Below are 20,084 nucleotides of genomic sequence, written 5' to 3'. Positions count from 1 at the left end.
TTTATTGCGAAAAATGATTGTGACAAAGCCTGAAGCCTTACTTTGGCTGCATTCGGATCGCTCCGTCAAGCCGAATCGTATCACCATTAATCATCGGGTTCTCGATAATGCTTGTTGCAAGCATGGCAAACTCTGCAGGATATCCTAACCTTGATGGAAATGGAACCATTGCCCCAAGCGCTTCTCTTGCTTCAGCTGGCAGGGATGCAAATAAAGGAGTATCAATTAAACCTGGAGCGATGCTGACATTACGAATGCCATACTTAGCTAACTCCCTTGCAATCGGTAGGGTCATCCCGACAATTCCACCTTTAGAGGCGCTGTAGGCAGCTTGACCAATCTGCCCTTCAAAAGCAGCTACAGAAGCAGTATTAATGATTACTCCCCTCTCGCCTTCCTCATTTGGCAGATTGGCACTCATCCTCTCTGCAGCTAAACGAAGCACATTAAAGGCTCCAATTAAATTCACATGAATCACTTTCGTAAACGTTGATAAATCGTGCGGCCCTTTATTTCCCAATACTTTTTTCGCAAGCCCGATACCTGCGCAATTAATGACCACATGGATGTTTCCGAACTTTTCCTCCGTTTTATTTAAAGCTTCAAGTACTTGCTCTTCATCGGTCACATCTGTCTCTATGTAAAGAGCCTTATCCGGACCAAGCTTCTCTACCAGTGCTTTGCCTTTATCACCTGCTATATCCAAGATTGATGCAACGCCTCCACCTTCGATAATTCTTGTGACAGTAGCTTCTCCTAATCCAGAAGCCCCGCCTGTTACGATTGCGACCATATTATTCAGTTTCATAAAACATTACTCCCCCCATTCGAGCCTGCATCTTACTCTTAGCATCGTTCTATAATGGTTGCATTCGCCATGCCTCCACCTTCACAAACTGCCTGCAAACCAAAGCGACCACCACTTCGTTCCAACTCATTCATCAACGTGATCATTAGTCTTGCTCCGCTTGCTCCAAGTGGATGACCTAACGCAATCGCACCTCCGTTTGGATTTAGCTTCTTTTGATCTGCTCCTAATTCTTTTAACCAAATGAGCGGCACTGGTGCAAATGCCTCATTCACTTCATAAGTATTGATGTCCTCAATGGATAACCCAGCTTTTTTGAGCACCATTTTTGTTGCTTCAATCGGACCTGTCAACATTAACGTAGGGTCGGAGCCGACAACAGTGCGAGCAACTACTTTACATTTTGGTTTAAGTCCCAGATCATTTGCTTTTTCTCTGGACATTAATAGCAGCACTGCCGCTCCATCACTCATTTGACTGGAATTCCCAGCGTGAATTTTGCCATTTACCTTAAATACAGGCTTAAGTGAAGCCAGTTTTTCAAGAGACGTGTCCCTTCTCGGACCTTCATCAAGGTCCACTAACTGTTTTGTTCCATCATCAAGCGTCACTTCTAATGGCATAATTTCATCGCGAAAAAATCCCTCACCTTGCGCACTCACTGCTCTTTGATGACTTTCCAGAGCGAATTCATCAAGCTCCTGACGACTTAAATTCCATTTATCTGCAATTCGCTCAGCCGAGTGGCCTTGATGAATCATTTCGTACTGCGAAGTTAACATCGAACTCCAAACAGATTCCTTTCTCGTTGAATTCATTGGTACCCGTGTCATACTTTCCACACCGCCGGCAATAACAATGTCCATGTCTCCACTTAAAATAGCTTGTGAAGCGAAATGAACAGCCTGCTGTCCGGAACCGCATTGTCTATCAATCGTTGTGCCCGGTACTTCAACAGGAAAACCTGCCATAAGAGCAGCTGTACGAGCTATGTTTACAGCTTGTTCTTCCACTTGTGACACGCAACCTAAAATAACGTCGTCGACCAAATTTGTGGGTATACCAGCTCGTTTGATTACTTCCTGCAAAACCAGGGCGGCGAGTTCATCAGGCCGTATATTTTTTAGCGCACCATTTCTTTTTCCAATTGGCGTTCTTACTGCCTCAACAATGACTACTTCTCTCATGAATATCCCCCTTATCTACTACTAACGAATGATCAGCTCCCACTTGAATTTTATTCAACAGCACTACTTTTAGTATAGCACGATTAATTGAAATTTTCTGTAAATTAACTAAATAGTAAAATTTATTAATGCACAAAAGTGAAAAGACCGTCTGGACAACAATATTTCAAAAAAGATTTCATTCTATTCTGTATATGCTAAAATATTGTAAGACTGCGAAAAAAGGATTGATAAACTCTTGCAAAATTCATTAAACAAATTACAGCGTTTCATCGCGATACACAGAAAGAAAGCGCCACTTGATTTTATTTACGAAAATAGCAGCCAGCTATTAAAAAGACTACATGTTATATCGATCGTCCTTACAATCCTTTTCATTTATTATTTTTTCGCAGATTTTGTCATGCTCAATCATTTGGAAAATAAGCTGTTCCGCTCCAATCTTATCGTGATTCATCTGCTAAGTTTATTGATTTCAATTGTATATATATGCATTTACCGACTGGTAAAAAATAAACAAACTTTCATAAGCTCTAGAAAGGCAAATGTATTAATTAATACTTACATTTCAATGTATTTACTACTCGGTGTGGCAAGCTCTTTAAACAGCCAAAACTTAAGCGGCAATATCGATGCTTATATAACAATCGTTATCGGAGTTGCCGTTTTATTTCAAGTTCAGCCCATGACACTCACTGCCATTTTATTGTTCTCACACAGTCTATTTTATATCGGACTCTATTACACCGTGCAAGATTTACCCAGTTTAGTTACAAAGCAAATCAATTCAACTGCAACCGTAATCGTTGCTCTCATCATTGGAATCATCTTCTACACAAATAAAAAGAGAGACTATTTTCATCAAGAAAATTTCGCAAAGCTATTTGAAATTAACCCTTATCCTCTTATTCTTTCAAAAATTGAAGACGGAGAACTATTAAAAATGAATCATCGTGCCTCTAAATTTTATGGAATTAATAAAAAAGATCTGAAACAAATGCGTGCTAAGGAATTTTATAAAAATCAACAACAAAGGCAAGCGATTATAGAAGAACTCAAGAAAACCGGTTTTATAAAAAATCAAGTCATCGAGCAAAAAACGGCAAATGGAAACTATAGATGGGTTCAACTAAACTATGAACTAATTGACTATAAAGGAGAGGAATGTATTCTCGCAGGTGTAACCGATGTTACAGATTTAAAGGAAATGGAAGCGGAGCTGGTCCAACATGCCTCCATTGATCCATTAACAGGGATTCAAAACCGAAGAAGCGGAATTCAGCTACTGAAAATGTTATTAATGGAGAGTGAAAGAATAAAAGATACCTTTGTTCTTTGTTTTATCGATGTAAATAATTTAAAAATCGTCAATGATCGCTTTGGGCATGCAGAGGGAGATCGATTACTAAAAACGGTGTGTCATGTCATTAAGGAATCACTTGAGGATGATGACCTTTTTTTTCGCTATGGAGGCGATGAATTTATAATCGTATTTAAAGGAGCGGAGCTGGACGATGTAAAAAAACGCTGGAGCATAATCGTAAAGCAGCTGGCTGAAACATCACCAACACTTTATGAAATCTCTGTTAGCCACGGCTTATTTCAATATGAACCGAACAGTGCGATCACCCTTGAAAACATGATTAAAAAGGCTGATGAAAGTATGTATAAAGAAAAGCGATTAATAAAAAATCTGATTTAAAAAAGGAGGGAAACCCCTCCTTCTTTCTAGCCAATCTCTTCACCTGTTTGTACATCATGTATGAATTGTCTTTTATTAGCGATCTGCGTAAGCTCTGTTCTTTTAAGCAGATAATGAAGGTGTTGAAGCGGCATAGAGCCGTGTCCCTTTCCATCACCTAATATAAACTGTACCGTTTGTCCACTTATATTAGTGATTGTTAATGCTCTAGCTGAGTTATAATATCCCATAATTTCCTTTGAAATTTGAAACTTTGTTCCGACTTCAATTGCCATACACACTACTCCTTTTTAAAGTAGTATGCCCTTCACAAAGATAATTTCATACATTTTCCATACTTGTTATGAATTGTTATTTAAACCAACCTTTTTCTTTAAAATGGGTTATCGCTTCGATTCTGTTTTTTACATCTAATTTATCGAGAATCGTCGAAATATAATTACGAACGGTACCGGTTTTTATACTGAGCTCCTCGGCAATTTCTTTTGTATTCCTTCCATCTGCAACCAGCTCAAGAACTTCTAACTCCCGATCAGTAAGGGGATTTTCACCAGCATAAATGTCATCCATCAGTTCTGGAGCGTATACCCTTCTCCCAGACATGACATCGCGAATTGACTTTGCTAGTTCTTCACTCGGACTATCCTTAAGCAAATACCCTTTAACTCCAGCTTTTAACGCTCGCTGAAAATAACCTGATCGGGCAAAAGTCGTAAGGATCATTATATTGCAATCAAGTCCTTTCATTTCTTCAGCAGCTTCTAATCCACTTTTCTCAGGCATTTCAATATCCATTAAACAAATATCTGGTTTCAATTGATGGACGAGCTGAATAGCCTCTTCTCCATTTGTCGCTTTCCCAACAATCTCGATATCTTCCTCCAGGTTAAGCAAGGAGCCTAATGCCCCAAGAAGCATACGTTGATCCTCGGCAATGACAATCCTGATCATGTTCTAATTCCCTCCCTTATATTTTTTATGTTCGGCACAGTCATGATAATCATAGTTCCATTTCTCGTAAGTATTTCTAAACTCCCGTTCACAAATTCTAACCGTTCTCTAATTCCCAAAAGGCCGCTGCCTTTATCATCATCAATCCGTTCTTGTATTCCGATGCCGTTGTCTGACACCTCAATTCGAATGTCGTTAATGGATTGTGAGATATAAATTTTACATGTAGAAGCTTTACTGTGTTTGACAACATTTGTAACAATTTCCTTCAAACACATGCTTAATATATTTTCTAAAAAGAGCGAAACATTTGTTAAAGGCTCTTTTTGTTCTATCACGAGCTGAATTCCTGCTGCGTCCAACAATCTTCGCACTTCCATCAGTTCATCCCTTAGACGAATTCCCCTCATCGAGGACACCATTTTCCGTACCTCATTTAAAGCCTGACGAGAGGTTTGCTGAATATCTTTTAATTCAGCTCTCGCTTGTTCAGGATCTTTATAGACAAGCTTTCTCGCTAAATCGGATTTCAAACCAATTAAAGAAAGCCTTTGTCCCAAAGTATCATGAAGGTCTCGAGCGATGCGTTGCCGCTCCTCTTGTTTCACCAGTTCGGCTATTCTCTTGTTTGCATCCTCCAGTTGTTCTTCCAGCTTTCCCTGTTTCTTTTTATTGTAAAGATTAAAAGGCAGTAAAATAACGCTAATCCAAATAATGATCACAAATGGAAGCTGCTCGAGAAACAGACTCTTTTGCATGACTAAATTATAATTAATGGCAATAGTGGTACAAACTAGATGAATGATATATAAAGTTAGAAATGCGATTCGATTCCGTATATTCCCATTATAATAGGCAATATAAAAGGCAAAGTAGATGAAATCAAATAATATCGTCATTGTCATCGATATGCTAATTAAAATGACCGTCCAAACATAAACTGGCCATTTTTTAGATAAAAAAGCAAAGCGATACGAAATGAAAAATGTTGCCGTTAACAAAAGTCCAACGATAATTTCAATTGTTGAAGATGATTGAAAAATAAAGTAAAACGGCAAGATGCTTATAATCGTCCATATATAAGGGGAAATCCCTGAAAATTTTTGTTTGAGCATTTGCTTATTGATCATAAATCGTCCTCAGTTTTTATGACTTTCTCCAAATTTTATCATATTTCAAATAGAAAATAGTCGTTCTATTTCTAGAACGACTCACCATTTTTCATAATTCTGGTGAAACTCTTGCTTTACTTGCTTTTTTTGCTTTTAATTCCTTAAAGCCTATAAACTTTTTTTCTGTTTCGTCCCAAAGATGGAATTTAATTGATTCAATGCTTGTAGCTAATGTCACCGTTGGAACGTTTTGCAGAGGTGGTGTGTTTTCATGTGCCTGTTCAAGCTTATAATTTGGAATACGCGGGCTTAAATGGTGAACATGGTGGTAACCAATATTACCTGTGAACCATTGCAATGCCTTTGGAAGCTTGTAAAAAGAACTCCCTTCAACTGCCGCTCGAACATATTCCCAGTTCTCATCTTCCTCAAAATAAGAATCCTCGAATGTGTGCTGGACATAAAACAACCAAATTCCCGCTGCGCCTGAAACCATGAAAATCGTTCCTTGAATGAGGAGGAATGACTGCCAGCCAAGAGTAAAAGATAGCAAAACAACTAGCCCCACAATCGCTACGTTCGTTACATACGTATTGATTCGCTCTTTTTTACGTGCCCCTTTACGGTTAAAGCGGTTTTCAATTAAGAATTTATAAATCGGACCTAAAACAAACATCACAAACGGATTACGATACAAGCGATATTTCATTTTTGTCCATCTGTCAGCCTCTAAATATTCATCAACCGTTAACATCCATATATCGCCTGTACCACGCTTATCTAAATTTGAACTTGTAGCATGATGTACAGAATGGTCATGCTGCCATTGACGATAAGGGAATAATGTTAATATTCCAGTAATCGTTCCTAGAATATCATTCGCTTTGCGGTTTTTGAAAAAAGAGTAGTGACAGCAATCATGGAAGATGATGAACACTCTCACTAAAAAACCTGCAGCGATTACTGACAAAATAACGGTTAACACATATGAAATGGATAAGGATTGATAAGCTAGTATCCACAATAAAAAGAATGGCAAAATTGTATTCCCAATCTGAAGGATACTATTTTTTGTGGTGGATTTTTCAAATGGAGCCATTTGTTTTCGAAGACTTCTTTGCTTTTCTTTTATCATGCACTTGCATCCCTTCGTCATTTGTTTTTTTTAATCATAACAAAGGCTATAAATTATACTAGACATAGTTGTCATGGTGCATACATGATAAATGTCATACTCAATCCATTTTTTACGAAAAAAATCCTTCACTCAGCAATAGAGCGAAGGACTAGCTACAGCTTTTTCCCTAAAAAACAAACTGTATTCGGTTTCATCATATATTCATCACTGACATCTCTATTTTGTAATAAATCGACGTATGGAGTAGCGATTTCAAATTGAAAAGGGGTATCGGAGCGGTTTACACCCACAATTACTTTTTCTAAACCATTATATCTTTGAAAAAGATACACCTGCTCTTTTGCATAAAGCGTTTTATATTGGCCTTCTTTAAAGACATCCCATTGCTTACGAATTGTTCCTAATCTTTCGTACCAATGTTGCAATGTCTTTTCTTCTTTCCCCCACGGAAAGCAGCGGCGATTAAAGGGGTCCTCATAGCCTTCCAAACCTGCTTCATCGCCATAATAAATGCACGGTACACCCGGTAACGTCATTTGGATTAGACTGGCCATTTTTAACAAACGAATTGCTTCCTGACGCTCGCTCGCTGACATTTTCATTTGCGCCTGCAGTTCCCGCGGTAATTCTTGAACATTCTTCTCGCCCAATGCCGTTAAAATTCTTTTTGTATCATGTGTGCCAAGCATGTTCATCAAACAATGAACAACACAGGAAGGATAATGTTGCAATATAGTGGTTACAACTTCATGAAGCTTTTCAGCATCACCGTTTCGTACAAATTGGATAATTCCATTCATAAAAGGATAATTCATAATGCTGTCCATTTGTTCCCCCAATAAATAGCGACGACGCTTTCCATAGGATATTTTATAGGAAGCGTCTTCCCAAACTTCACCAATTAACAGTGTGTCTTGTTCATAACTTTTGGCTGCTCTGCGAAAAGCCTCGATAAAGGAATCAGGCAATTCATCTAGCACATCAAGCCTCCATCCTGATGCCCCAAGCTGTAACCATTTCCGTGCAATTCCCTCCATCCCCGTAATAAATTGCAGAAAATCAGGATCTTCCTCATTAACGGCTGGTAAAGTATCAATTCCCCACCAGCTCTCATATTTGTCTGGATATTCAATAAAGGTATACCACGAGAAATATGGTGATTCTTTCGATTGAAATGCCCCAACACTATCGAAGGTTCCCTTCTTATTAAAATAGACGCTATCGGAGCCGGTATGATTAAACACACCATCCAAAACAATTCGAATCCCCCGTTTTCTTCCTTCTTTACAAAGCAAGTGAAATTCCTCAATAGAACCAAACATCGAATCGATTTTTGTATAATCTCCCGTATCATATTTATGATTGGAGTAGGCTTCGAAAATGGGACTTAAATAGATGCACGTTACCCCTAATTGTTCAAGATAATCCAATTTTCCTAGTATCCCCTTCAAGTTTCCGCCAAAAAAATCATTGTTGACAATCTCTCCCTCCTCATTTGGCATATACACAGGGATACCACCCCAATCCTCGCGAAAGACGATATTCTCCTTCGGTGTTGAAACTCCTGCCCGTGCAAAACGATCTACAAAAATATGATAAATAATGCCACCTTTTATCCAATTAGGTGTTGTAAAATGGCGATCATACACGATTAGCGGCCAAGACGGGGGCTCATGATTGGCAACAACGACTGACACCCCTTCTTTTCCAACATAAAAAGTTTGCGATAATGTCTCTAGTTGAAAGTAATACCAGTTCAATCCTCGCTTATTCACCTTAATCGTTTTTGTATAGACGTCCTGCCCACGCTTTATTCCGCTCCAGTCCATTTTCAGATATTCGTAACAATTTTCCTCATCGTCAATCCATACTAGCGTCGCTTTCCTTATCGATTGAACTCTAGAGATTTCTATTTCAAACTCAATCATTGTATCGGCTGGAACAGCACCGGCCGGATAGCGAAAATTGCCTTCGGTAAAACGGGAACGGATTTGTTCCTTCACACTGACAGCTCCTTTTTTCCTTGCTTTATATTTCTACTCAATGACCTTCTTAATTTTAAATATTAGTTATACTAGAGTCGGAATATTCCATATTTTATTCGTATATTCTTGAATGCTCCTGTCAGCTGCAAAACGTTCAGCACCAGCAATATTGATTAATGCTTTTTGACTCCATCTAAATGGAGCATGATACGCTTCAAGCAGCTCCTTGTATACATCCAGATAACTTTCGAAATCAGCAAGACACATATATGGATCGCCAATGCCGTAATCCCCTACCAATAAGTAACGATAGATGGATTCAAACGACTCCCCATTAAAGCCATGGCGCAAATACTCGACTACCCTATGTATCTTTTCATTGTTATGATAATATGAGTAAGCAGCATAACCTTCCTTCCATTTGTTCTCAACTTCCTCTGCAGTCATTCCAAAAATAAAAATATTCTCTTTTCCTACTGCTTCATAAATTTCGACATTGGCTCCATCCATCGTTCCGATTGTGAGCGCCCCGTTAATCATCATCTTCATATTTCCCGTACCGCTCGCTTCTTTTCCAGCAAGAGAAATTTGTTCACTAACATCAGCGGCTGGCAATAATCCCTCCGCCATTGTGACATCGTAATTTTCTAAGAAGACTACGCGAATTTTTTCTCTTATGGTTGCATCCTTTTCAATCTCGTTACTCAAATTCCAAATTAGTCGAATCACTTCTTTAGCCGAATAATATCCTGGAGCTGCTTTTGCCGCAAACAAAAATGTCTGCGGAGGAAGGGATAAATTTGGCTCATCCTTTAAATCTAAATAGAGGGAGATGATTTTTAACACATTAAGCAACTGGCGCTTATATTCATGCAACCTCTTTGCCTGCACGACAAAGATTGACTGAGGGTCGATTACAATCCCATTTTGCTGGAGTTGATTGGAAAAACGAATTTTGTTTGCCTGTTTGATCGCTTGTAGCCTACTGAGAACTTCTTTATTTTCATAAAAATTGCGAAATTTCCCAAGTTGGCTAGCGTCTTTTTTATAATCTGGACCAATGCAATCATCGAGAAGCTGACTTAGAAGCGGATTCGATTGACAAAGCCACCTTCGATGAGCAATCCCATTCGTTACACTAATAAATTTCTTAGTGTCGAGTCGATAATAATCAGAAAAAATATGCTTCTGAATGATTTCCGAATGCAGCTTCGATACGCCATTGACATGGGACGAACCAATCACACATAAATTTGCCATCCTCACTTGACCATGACTAATAATCGACATCCGTTCAATTTTTTCCCAATCTCCTGGATATCGCTTCCACAATTCTTGACAATAGCTTTCATTCAAGCCTTTCATAATTCCATAAATACGTGGCAATTGTCCTTTAATGAGATCCTCCGGCCATTTCTCCAACGCTTCAGACAACACCGTATGATTCGTATAGCTAACCGTTTTTTTTACCAACTGATACGCCCTTTGCCAACTATAGTGATAGTCATCAACAAGTATCCGCATGAGTTCAGGAATACAAAGGGCAGGATGAGTATCATTTATATGAATAGCTACTTTTTCGCTAAAATTATCTAACGTTTCATACTGTTGCAGATGCTCTGCAATAATATCCTGCACAGTTGCGGAAACGAGAAAATATTGTTGTTTTAAACGAAGAGTCTTTCCTTCAAAATGATTATCAGACGGATACAAAACTTTACAAATAACCTCTGCATTCATTTTCTCTGTCATAGCGCGATCATAATCACCACTGGCGAATGAACTCATGTCAAAATTATTTAAATCTCTTGCTCGCCAAAGCCGTAGGATCGCTACCCCTTCTGAATCTAGACCGGAGATCATTAAATCATATGGGACAGCTTCAATTTCATCATAATTAAGATGTTTAATTTGCAAACCTTCATCTGTCCAATTTTCCTCAACATGGCCATTAAATCGAACATGACAGACAAGATCATTTCGTTGATTTAACCACACATGACCACCAGGTAACCAAATATCAGGCAGCTCCATTTGCCAGCCATCAACAATTTTTTGCTTGAAAAGTCCGTACTCATAACAAATTGAATACCCTGTTGCAGGGTATTCTAGTGTTGCTAATGAATCCATAAAACATGAAGCAAGTCTGCCAAGCCCTCCATTGCCCAGGCCTGGATCTGGTTCTTCATTATAAAGATCCTCTAAGTCAAAATTCCATTGTTTCAACACATTACGAAATACATCCTCTAATCCTAAATTATATAAATTATTTTTAAGAGAACGTCCTACAAGAAACTCCATGCAAAGATAATAAACCTTCTTTGCTTGGCTCTCTTTAATTTTTTGATTAAATTTTGTACGTTTCTCTGATAACAATTCGAGAATAGTTCTTGCACAGCTTTTGTACATTTGAGCCCGATCTGCTTCATCTATAGAGATTCCATAATGCCTTGATAATTTATTCTCTATCAGCGCTCTTAATTCTTCCTTGGTCATGTTGCTTTCCATGGAGATACCTCCTGTCAAAACGGGTTTTATAGTTTATGACAACATCTAATTCTTACAGTGATTGATTGAATACACGTAAATATCTCCTTATTCCAACGCTGCTTTTATTGTTCATTTTCCTTACCTATCGCTTTTGCAAAAAATGAATATGTCCACTACACGTGGACCCCATTTAAATTTAAGTAGATCTTCTCGTACTCCTTCGCTGATTTTTCCCAGCTATAATTGAGATTCATCACCCATTTAAGTAGTGAATCCCAATTTTCTTCATTTTCATAGGCTTTTAATCCACGCTTAATCGCAGCAAATAGATCATCACTGTTATACTGTTCAAACACAAATCCGTTCCCCTCACCAATAGAGCAATCTTGAATTGTATCACGCAAACCTCCAACTGCATGGACAATAGGAACCGTTCCATATCTTAAGGCAATCATTTGTGCTAATCCACAAGGTTCACTTTGTGAAGGCATTAAGAAAAAGTCTGCACCGGCATAAATTTTTCTTGCTAAATCTTGATTAAAGCTAATAAGTGCCGCGACTTTTCCTTGATATTGTTCGTGAATCCAGCGAAAATAGTCCTCATACTTTCTCTCACCAATCCCTAAAACGATTACTTGAACCTGTTCATTCATCAATTTCTCCATCATTCCTGTAACTAAATCAAGCCCTTTATGTGGAACAAGTCTGCTTACGATGGCGAGCAGTGGAACCTTTTCATCCGCCGGAAGATTAACGAGTTTTTGAAGTTGAAGCTTATTTTCTCTTTTTTTATCAAGTGAATTTCGATCGTAATTCGTAAATAAGGCACTATCTGTCTGTGGATTATATAGATCTATGTCAATTCCGTTTAAAATACCTAACAGCTTTTTTTCATTCCTTTGAATAATAGAAGCCAGCCCTTTAGCAAAATAATCGTATCTCAGTTCAGTTGCATAGCTAGGACTTACTGTATTTACTTGATGGGCCGTTTCTATTGCAGCTTTCATTAAATTAACGGCACCTTTATATTCTAGAATTGCACCTGCTTCTTTTGGCAAACCAATAATGTCGTCAATGATGCTTAAATCATGTATTCCTTGATATTCAATATTGTGAATGGTAAAGAGGGACTTCATACCCATATTGTGGTGAGTAAAATGAAGATAAACTGGGATTAAAGCCGTTTGCCAGTCATGGCAATGGATAATTGTCGGTTGAAAATTCATCAAGTGGATACTTTCTAGCACTGCTTTACTAAAAAAGGCAAATCGCTCTCCATCATCCCCATAACCATAAGGGACCGTTCTTCTGAAATAAAACTCATTGTCAATAAAATAATAAATAACACCATTCTTTTCGATTTGAAAAACGCCACAATATTGCTTCCTCCACGAAAGAGATACGTCAAAATGGCCAAGAAACTCCAATTGACTTCTATCCTCTGGACGGATCGATTCATAAAGTGGAAGCACTACCCGTATATCGAATTGGTGACTATCTTCTTTCATAATAGCTTTCGGAAGAGAACCGATAACTTCACCAAGTCCCCCCGTTACAAAAAATGGAGCTCCTTCCGAAGCTGCTATTAATATATTTATCTTATCATCCCCATGGCTTACTTTTGACGTTTCTTTCACACTCTTTCTTCTAATGGAAACATTGCTGCTCCCCAGCTCTACTAACCTGTCATTGACAATTTTCACTTGCCAATTTACATTTTTTTCGGTTTTCACTCGATCATCATTGACAATCTCCTGCTTCCTCATTTCCCTTCACCACCAAAGGATTCCAATTTTTTTAATATCTCAACCCTTGTTGAACAGCAATCATTGTCGCTATTCCTCTATAAACAGCCGTTTTGCTGTCTTCAATTTTTCAACTTTAAAATTTATATAATTGCTCCTTTATCAATATAAAATGGATGGGTTTGGTGTCCGCACAGCATCCTATTTTCGCCAATAATGACATTTTTATCGGTCACAATGTGGTTTAACGTAGCATTAATTCCAATCTCGCTATCTTGCATTACGATGCTATTGCTCACTGTCGCACCACTTTTAATTTTTACACCTCGAAAAACAACAGAATTTTTGACTGTTCCATTAATGATGCAGCCATCTGCAATGATAGAGTTCTCAACGACCGCGTTCATACCATATTTACTAGGAGCTGAATCATTAACACTTGTGTAAATCGGACGATAAATCTTCCGAAAAAGATCCTCTCGCACCGCTAGCTTTAGCAGATCCAAATTGCATTTCAAATAGCTTTCCAGCGAATCTATATATTCCGAGTATTCCTTAAACTCAATTCCTTTCATTGTTATATCTGCCGAAAACTCTTTGCAATAATCACTCAATCGTTTATATCCATAATGGACAGCCTTGAGAATATGTCTTTTTAAAAAATCCTTTTGTAAAATCATTGTTCCTAAAAACAAGGCATCGCCTTTCTTCGCTTTACTTGAGTCCTTAACCGTTACAATTCTTTCGTTTTCATCCAATTCTAATAGCGTTCGTGTTCTTTTCCAGCTGACGTATTCGCTGCTTCTTTTATATAAAACAGAAACATCAGCATTTTGCGCAATATGGTTATGAAGAAGATCTGCATAGGAAATATTACCAACCATATCGCAATCAGATAAAATAACGTATTTTTCGTCGGTTTTATCCAAGTAATACATAATTCCTTTTAATGTTTCTAAGCGGTTATCAATGGGAATTATTCCATCAGAATCATCACCATAAGGCTGAATCACGCGAATCCCGCCTCTTTTCCGCGCCAAATCCCAAGCCTTTCCTGTTCCAATATGATCGATCATATTTTGGTCATTTCTTTTTGCAATAATCCCAATTTTATTGATGCCAGAGTTTGTCATATTTGAAAGCACAAAGTCAATAAGACGGTATCTTCCGCCAAACGGTACAGTGGCCATAATTCGCTTTTTTGTAATCTCAGGTACATGTTTATCGCCAATATTAGAAAAGACGATCCCTACGGCATTCATTCGACAACCCCTCTTTCAAGAAAATTAGCATGTATGGCACCGTCTGTTTTTCGAGTAATAGCAAAACCTTTTGCCATGGGTTTTTCTAAATACTTGATATACATATTGCTGTCAACGATTTCGCCGCCATGGATAAATGTATCTTCCTTAACCTTTACACCACTTCCTAAAACCGTCAGCTCTCCCTCGTTTACTTTTTCTTCGCCAATTTTCACATTTTGACCAACTTGAACGCCTACATCAACGATGCTGTAATCGATTGATGCCCCTTCTTTTATAAGAGTGTTTCTCATCACGACACTATCCTTTACTACCGCCCCTTTTTCAATTGTTACTCCGCTAAAGAGAACTGAGTTTACAACCGTGCCATGAATTTCACAGCCCTCTGCGATCACGCTGTCTGCCACCATTGCCCCTTTCCCAATATAGTGAGGGTGATCAGGATAGTGACGATAGCTGATTTTCCATTTATGGTCATTTAAGTCAAGCTTTGGGGATGTTCCTAATAAGTCCATATTCGCCTCCCATAAGGACTGCAATGTTCCAACGTCCTTCCAGTACCCTTGAAACGGATAAGCATATAATTTTTCACCGCTTTGAAGCATGGCTGGAATGACGTTTTTGCCAAAATCTTTTGACGAATATTCATCGGCCTCATCCTCAATTAAATAGCGATACAATGCCTCCTTCTTGAAAATATACACCCCCATCGACGCCTTATTGCTTTTAGGCTCCGTTGGCTTTTCTTCAAACTCATAGATTCTTCCGTCATCATACGTATTCGTTATCCCAAAACGACTTGCCTCTTCAAGCGGAACAGATAGTACAGCAATCGTGCAGTCCGCATTTTTCTCAATATGATAGTCAAGCATTTTGCTATAATCCATTTTATAAATGTGATCACCTGATAAAATAAGCACATATTCCGGTGTATACCGATCAATAAAATTCATATTTTGATAGATCGCATTTGCCGTTCCTTTATACCAATCTCCCCCATGAACACGCTGATATGGAGGAAGGATGTGAACACCCCCATATGTTCGATCCAAATCCCATGGTTCGCCATTATCGATGTAATCGTTCAACTCAAGTGGCTGATATTGGGTTAACACACCGACTGTATCAATACCAGAATTAATACAATTTGATAAAGTAAAATCGATAATTCGATACTTTCCACCGAAATGCACTGCTGGCTTCGCAATTTGTTTTGTGAGTACATAAAGTCTGCTTCCTTGTCCGCCAGCTAGGAGCATTGCCACACATTTTTTCTTTCTAAACATGAAATCCTCCCCCTTTTCTTCTCAAATCCTCACTTTTTGACGCTCATTATATTGAAAAACCATAGTGGTTAAAGGTGGCACTGTAACAGAAATGTATTGCTCAAATCCGTGCATTAGCTCATCTCTTGTTGCTAATAACTTGCGATTCCGAAGACCTGAACCGCCAAACTTCTTCAAATTGGTATTAAATACTTCCTTATATACTCCTTTTTGAGGAACACCTAAATAATAATCATCCCATAACACGGGTGAGAAATTAGCAATAACGAGCAAATCGTTGTCATGTTTGTCGATGCGGCGAAACGCTAAAACATTCCTTTTATTATCATTTGGGCAAATCCATTTGAAGCCTTCTTCGTTGCAATCTAATTGCCAAAGGGGAGAATTCTGTAAATAAAAATGATTCGCTTCGCTAAAAAAAAGTCGCAGCTTCTTGTGTAATTCGTATTTCAGCAAAAACCATTCCAGTGGTTGTTCACAATTCCACTCGATAAATTGACCGATCTCGGCACCCATAAACATAAGTTTCTTCCCTGGATGACTAAGCATATAAAGAAGAAAACTTCGAACTCCAGCAAACTTTTCATGGTAGTCTCCAGGCATTTTATCTAATAATGAATGTTTTCCATGAACAACTTCATCATGAGAAATTGGTAATATGAAATTTTCTTCACAAGCGTACATAATTGGGAATGTTAATTTGTCGTGATGATATTGACGTGCAATGGGATCGACCTTAATGTATGATAAAACATCATTCATCCAACCCATATTCCATTTAAAATTAAAGCCTAAACCGTCGTAGGATGGGGGAAGTGTAACACCTGGCCAGGCTGTAGATTCTTCTGCTATCATCAAATTATGAGGAAAATTAGTTAGTACAGTGTGGTTCAATTCTTTAATAAATTCTATTGCTTCTAAGTTCCCATCGCCTCCATGAATATTCGGCCTCCATTCTCCATTTTCTCTGTTGTAATTTAAATAGAGCATCGAGGCAACGGCATCTACTCGAATTCCATCAATATGATACTTTTCCATCCAAAAGAGGGCGTTTGAGATGAGGAAGGAGCGGACCTCTTTTCTACCAAAATCGAATATTCTCGTCCCCCACTGTTTATGTTCTTGTTTATAAGGGTCTTGATATTCATACAATGGCTGACCATCAAATTCATATAATCCGTGGGCATCTTTAGGAAAATGAGCCGGAACCCAGTCCATAATAATGCCAATTCCATGTTCATGCGCCAAATTTACAAAATACATAAAATCCTCCGGTTTGCCAAATCTTGATGTTAAGCTATAATAGCCGCAAACTTGGTAGCCCCAAGAACGATCATACGGATGCTCAGCTAACGGCAATAACTCTAAATGGGTATAGCCCATTTCTTTCACATATGGGATTAATCGATCGGCGATTAGACGGTAATTGGCATAGTGACCATTATCAGCTCTTACCCACGAACCTAAATGAACCTCATATATATTAAGCGGACATTCATATATGTTTTGCCTCGCCTTTACCTTTTGCCAATCATCGTCCGTCCATGAAAATTTATGCTCAAATCGATAAGTAAACGAGGCTGTTTTTTCCTTCGTTTCACTATGAAATGCATATGGGTCAGCTTTAAAAAGTATGCGTTCATCTTTTGTCAAAATAGCAAACTTGTATAATGAATACTCATCCAATCCCTCAATAAAGAGTTCCCATATCCCTTCATCTGTCTCCTTTTTCATTGGATGGGATTGAGGATTCCATTGATTAAAATCACCTACTACAGAAACGGATCGAGCATTAGGCGCCCAGACACGAAAAACAAAGCCTGATTTTTCGTTATTTTCTGTAAAATGCGAACCTAAATAATCATATGCTCGAAAGTTCTGCCCATGGTGAAATAAGTATTTTGCCAGTGACATATCTTCTTTATATTGCTGCATTCAAATCAACTCCTTTCCTAATTTTAGCTTGCATACAATGCATGAACGTAAGTCAGCTAGCGGTTCAGCACCTAAAAGAAAACTTTTCCAAGATTAAATTCATAATATGAATCATATTGTAACATTTATGTTAGCATTATTTGTAAATTTTGTGAGAAATTCTTACAAAGATTTCAAACGTATGGAAATTTTTATGTAATAGAGCGGAATCCTCATCTTTATTGGCTAACTTTCAGCAGCTTATAAATAGATTGAATTCCGTTCGAAAACACTCGATTTCGCAAAATCGCAAGCTCCTGCGGATCTCAGTTTAACGTGCTTTTCCCGCACTAGTCTCCAAATCCTCACTCCAAAGAACTGGCAAAATAGCCATTTTGACTCTCGAAAAATGCCAAAAAAATCGTCCTTTACAGTAAAGTCTAAGTAACCGGACGATTTTGTTAGTACGGGATAGGACAATGTACGAAAGCAAAGGAAAATCGGTCAAATATCGTCTTCAAGAAATGAAAACGAAGGCAAAAACAGCCCTTAAATGTTAATCCACCATCTATCACGACGCTAAGTCGAAATAGATGGGATCACACCAAGGGCAATCGGTCGTTCCGTAGATTTTCTCTGCCGGGTTCGATAAAGTACATGCTGAATTCGAAATTGATAGCTTTTGTCCACAACATCCTCAGAATATCCCTCAAGAGAAAAACTTTTTCTCCATTTCTTTTATTTTATGGACTTCTCTGGCAGTTCCTCCTTCAATTCTATTTTGCAAACGTTTCAAGCAAACTCTTGGAAAGTTTAAGCGTTTGCTCATCCATATTCAAAAGAAATTGCTCATCTTCTTTTTTTCGATTCGTTTCCTTTATAATGGCCATTTCTTTATGAATTCTTTCCATTTTTTGATCAAGCTCTGATGCAACTATTGCAGCATCTTTCAGTTCCATAATCAATTTTTCCGGGACTTCTTTATTATATTTATAAAAGATCTTATGCTCCAGGCTCGCCCAAAAGTCCATTGCGATCGTTCTAATCTGTATTTCCACTGGAATCAATTCTTCTCGATCAGACATAAATATTGGAATCTCAAGGATTAAATGAAGGCTTTGATAACCATTGGGCTTAGGATTGGAAATATAATCTTTGCAAGCCAACAGCGTGATATCTTTTTGTTGCTGGAGCATATTGCTAATTTCATATATATCTGAAATAAATGAACAGGTAATACGAATTCCTGCGATGTCTTTAATATTTTCCTTAATAGAGGATAGGGAAAAAGGGTATCCCTTTCGATACATTTTTTTGAAGATACTTTCCGGGGATTTCACACGAGAAGAGACATGCTCAATCGGATTATAGTCATGAATATAATTAAACTCTTCTTTCAAAATATTAATTTTCGTATTCATTTCATCAAGGGCGAATTTATATGCCATCATAAATCTCGTTAATTCGATTTTTACATTTTTAAAATTAGTCATATCCATTTTTTGTCACTCATCTCTCGTATTTTTTTAAGCTGTGAAAGTTTGTCAGGTGGAAATACTAATCGACAGATAATCTTTGCGATTTCCGGAAAATCTGGTTCCTTCCCGCTTTCTGCATGCATTTCAGGGATTTTTTCAAGAAGCGCTATAATCGTCCATGATATGGTATCAAGGCTTAAGTCATCCCAAGTCAATCCATGCTCTTTTGTCGTTTTCAATCCATTATATATTTGCTTATGAATGATTCGTTTCGTCTTTCGTACCACTTCAGCCAATTCTGGATCACGACTAACCAGCTCTGGAAGAACCCGATGCAATCCTAGTCTGTTCATTTTCCCAAAGTGTTCCTTCATTAAGGCTGCTAAAAAAAACTCTGGGTTCACATTATCCCAATCTGGTTTTGGTGGCATCAGCAAATCAAAATTCTCTTCTAACAAAGACATAAGAAGCTGCCTCTTATCAGCAAAATAGCGATAAAAGGTTCCTGTTGCTACGCCGGCATGGAGAGCAATTTCCTTTGCTGTCGTTTGATCAAAGCCTCTCTCCACAAATAGAATACTCCCACTTCTGAGTAATGCTTCTCTTTTCTGCTGGGCTCGTGCTTGCTTTGGCATAATCGGAAACGAGCCAACAAGTTGTCCATCATCTTTTTCTGTCATCTTCGCCACCTCATGATTATTATAGCACAGCCCCTTAAGTTGAACTAGAGTTCATGTTTTCGTTGACTTATTTTCTCAGTAATGCCATACTTGAACTTAAGTTCATATTATTTTTTTAAAAAGTTTTGCTAAACCATATTTTTGAGCAAAGATTTTTGGCTCGTTTCTTTTAAAACCTTGGTTTCACACACCTTTCAGTTATGCTGAAAAGGCGCTCTGATTCCATAGTCAAAATCAACAGTGACATTGAATAAATTATAAAAATAGGCTGATATTGGCAATCATTTGAATGACTTAGACGATAAAGTCATGCTTATTTGCTTGAAGGATAAAAAGCACAGCATAA

Annotated in this window: 15 protein-coding genes; 1 reads left to right on the top strand and 14 read right to left on the bottom strand. The window is 38.0% G+C overall.

All coding sequences use genetic code 11. The features are described from left to right. Window positions 1-37: 37 nt before the first annotated feature. Entirely contained in the window at window positions 38-808 is a 771-nt protein-coding gene (locus NST02_RS12800) for a 3-hydroxyacyl-CoA dehydrogenase (protein ID WP_095306155.1), read from the bottom strand. A gap of 38 nt (window positions 809-846) precedes the next feature. Beyond that, window positions 847-1,995, bottom strand: a complete 1,149-nt coding sequence (locus tag NST02_RS12795; RefSeq protein ID WP_095306156.1) for a thiolase family protein — start codon at window positions 1,993-1,995, stop codon at window positions 847-849. 238 nt (window positions 1,996-2,233) lie between these two features. Here NST02_RS12795 and NST02_RS12790 point away from each other — a divergent pair, with 238 nt between their 5' ends. Then, window positions 2,234-3,697, top strand: a complete 1,464-nt coding sequence (locus NST02_RS12790; RefSeq protein ID WP_340949111.1) for a sensor domain-containing diguanylate cyclase — start codon at window positions 2,234-2,236, stop codon at window positions 3,695-3,697. Between the two features lie 26 nt (window positions 3,698-3,723). Here NST02_RS12790 and NST02_RS12785 read toward each other — a convergent pair whose 3' ends face one another. The 12 genes from NST02_RS12785 to NST02_RS12730 form a co-directional block, all read right to left on the bottom strand. Further along, the gene (locus NST02_RS12785) at window positions 3,724-3,972 is read right to left on the bottom strand and encodes a hypothetical protein (RefSeq protein WP_095306158.1); all 249 of its coding nucleotides are present in this window, start codon (window positions 3,970-3,972) and stop codon (window positions 3,724-3,726) included. A gap of 76 nt (window positions 3,973-4,048) precedes the next feature. Continuing rightward, on the bottom strand, window positions 4,049-4,648 hold the full coding sequence (locus NST02_RS12780; protein WP_095306159.1) for a response regulator transcription factor: 600 nt from the start codon (window positions 4,646-4,648) through the stop codon (window positions 4,049-4,051). Then, window positions 4,645-5,778: a sensor histidine kinase gene (locus NST02_RS12775; protein ID WP_095306160.1), complete on the bottom strand. Its 1,134-nt coding sequence runs from the start codon at window positions 5,776-5,778 to the stop codon at window positions 4,645-4,647. The genes NST02_RS12780 and NST02_RS12775 overlap by 4 nt, the downstream gene beginning before the upstream one ends. A 91-nt stretch (window positions 5,779-5,869) precedes the next feature. Beyond that, complete coding sequence (locus NST02_RS12770; RefSeq protein ID WP_095306161.1) at window positions 5,870-6,895, bottom strand: fatty acid desaturase; 1,026 nt, start codon at window positions 6,893-6,895, stop codon at window positions 5,870-5,872. Between the two features lie 155 nt (window positions 6,896-7,050). Then, window positions 7,051-8,901 (bottom strand): glycoside hydrolase family 13 protein, encoded by a 1,851-nt coding sequence (locus NST02_RS12765; RefSeq protein WP_212933335.1) that lies wholly within the window; start codon window positions 8,899-8,901, stop codon window positions 7,051-7,053. A gap of 66 nt (window positions 8,902-8,967) precedes the next feature. Further along, window positions 8,968-11,391: a glycogen/starch/alpha-glucan phosphorylase gene (locus NST02_RS12760; protein WP_340949110.1), complete on the bottom strand. Its 2,424-nt coding sequence runs from the start codon at window positions 11,389-11,391 to the stop codon at window positions 8,968-8,970. A gap of 155 nt (window positions 11,392-11,546) precedes the next feature. Next, the gene (locus tag NST02_RS12755; RefSeq protein ID WP_095306163.1) at window positions 11,547-13,139 is read right to left on the bottom strand and encodes a glycogen synthase; all 1,593 of its coding nucleotides are present in this window, start codon (window positions 13,137-13,139) and stop codon (window positions 11,547-11,549) included. Between the two features lie 122 nt (window positions 13,140-13,261). Then, window positions 13,262-14,380 (bottom strand): glucose-1-phosphate adenylyltransferase subunit GlgD, encoded by a 1,119-nt coding sequence (glgD, locus tag NST02_RS12750; protein WP_137744070.1) that lies wholly within the window; start codon window positions 14,378-14,380, stop codon window positions 13,262-13,264. After that, on the bottom strand, window positions 14,377-15,666 hold the full coding sequence (locus tag NST02_RS12745; protein ID WP_137744071.1) for a glucose-1-phosphate adenylyltransferase: 1,290 nt from the start codon (window positions 15,664-15,666) through the stop codon (window positions 14,377-14,379). The genes glgD and NST02_RS12745 overlap by 4 nt, the downstream gene beginning before the upstream one ends. Window positions 15,667-15,687: 21 nt before the next feature. After that, window positions 15,688-17,601, bottom strand: a complete 1,914-nt coding sequence (gene glgB, locus NST02_RS12740; protein WP_340949109.1) for a 1,4-alpha-glucan branching protein GlgB — start codon at window positions 17,599-17,601, stop codon at window positions 15,688-15,690. Between the two features lie 755 nt (window positions 17,602-18,356). Further along, entirely contained in the window at window positions 18,357-19,079 is a 723-nt protein-coding gene (locus NST02_RS12735; RefSeq protein ID WP_095306167.1) for a GTP pyrophosphokinase, read from the bottom strand. Beyond that, the gene (locus NST02_RS12730) at window positions 19,070-19,738 is read right to left on the bottom strand and encodes a TetR/AcrR family transcriptional regulator (protein ID WP_137744073.1); all 669 of its coding nucleotides are present in this window, start codon (window positions 19,736-19,738) and stop codon (window positions 19,070-19,072) included. The genes NST02_RS12735 and NST02_RS12730 overlap by 10 nt, the downstream gene beginning before the upstream one ends. Window positions 19,739-20,084 lie beyond the last annotated feature (346 nt).

Source organism: Robertmurraya sp. FSL W8-0741 (genome assembly GCF_038004005.1).
Lineage (GTDB): Bacteria > Bacillota > Bacilli > Bacillales > Cytobacillaceae > Robertmurraya > Robertmurraya siralis.
Note: the sequence above shows the minus strand (reverse complement) of the source record. Positions and strands in the feature narration are given on the sequence as shown.

What these genes read in the sequence shown, in the direction of transcription:
- NST02_RS12800 (WP_095306155.1), bottom strand. Translation starts at nt 808, where the DNA reads ATGAAACTGAATAATATGGTCGCAATCGTAACAGGCGGGGCTTCTGGA.
- NST02_RS12795 (WP_095306156.1), bottom strand. Translation starts at nt 1,995, where the DNA reads ATGAGAGAAGTAGTCATTGTTGAGGCAGTAAGAACGCCAATTGGAAAA.
- NST02_RS12785 (WP_095306158.1), bottom strand. Translation starts at nt 3,972, where the DNA reads ATGGCAATTGAAGTCGGAACAAAGTTTCAAATTTCAAAGGAAATTATG.
- NST02_RS12780 (WP_095306159.1), bottom strand. Translation starts at nt 4,648, where the DNA reads ATGATCAGGATTGTCATTGCCGAGGATCAACGTATGCTTCTTGGGGCA.
- NST02_RS12775 (WP_095306160.1), bottom strand. Translation starts at nt 5,778, where the DNA reads ATGATCAATAAGCAAATGCTCAAACAAAAATTTTCAGGGATTTCCCCT.
- NST02_RS12770 (WP_095306161.1), bottom strand. Translation starts at nt 6,895, where the DNA reads ATGATAAAAGAAAAGCAAAGAAGTCTTCGAAAACAAATGGCTCCATTT.
- NST02_RS12760 (WP_340949110.1), bottom strand. Translation starts at nt 11,391, where the DNA reads ATGGAAAGCAACATGACCAAGGAAGAATTAAGAGCGCTGATAGAGAAT.
- NST02_RS12755 (WP_095306163.1), bottom strand. Translation starts at nt 13,139, where the DNA reads ATGAGGAAGCAGGAGATTGTCAATGATGATCGAGTGAAAACCGAAAAA.
- glgD (WP_137744070.1), bottom strand. Translation starts at nt 14,380, where the DNA reads ATGAATGCCGTAGGGATCGTCTTTTCTAATATTGGCGATAAACATGTA.
- NST02_RS12745 (WP_137744071.1), bottom strand. Translation starts at nt 15,666, where the DNA reads ATGTTTAGAAAGAAAAAATGTGTGGCAATGCTCCTAGCTGGCGGACAA.
- glgB (WP_340949109.1), bottom strand. Translation starts at nt 17,601, where the DNA reads ATGCAGCAATATAAAGAAGATATGTCACTGGCAAAATACTTATTTCAC.
- NST02_RS12735 (WP_095306167.1), bottom strand. Translation starts at nt 19,079, where the DNA reads ATGGATATGACTAATTTTAAAAATGTAAAAATCGAATTAACGAGATTT.
- NST02_RS12730 (WP_137744073.1), bottom strand. Translation starts at nt 19,738, where the DNA reads ATGACAGAAAAAGATGATGGACAACTTGTTGGCTCGTTTCCGATTATG.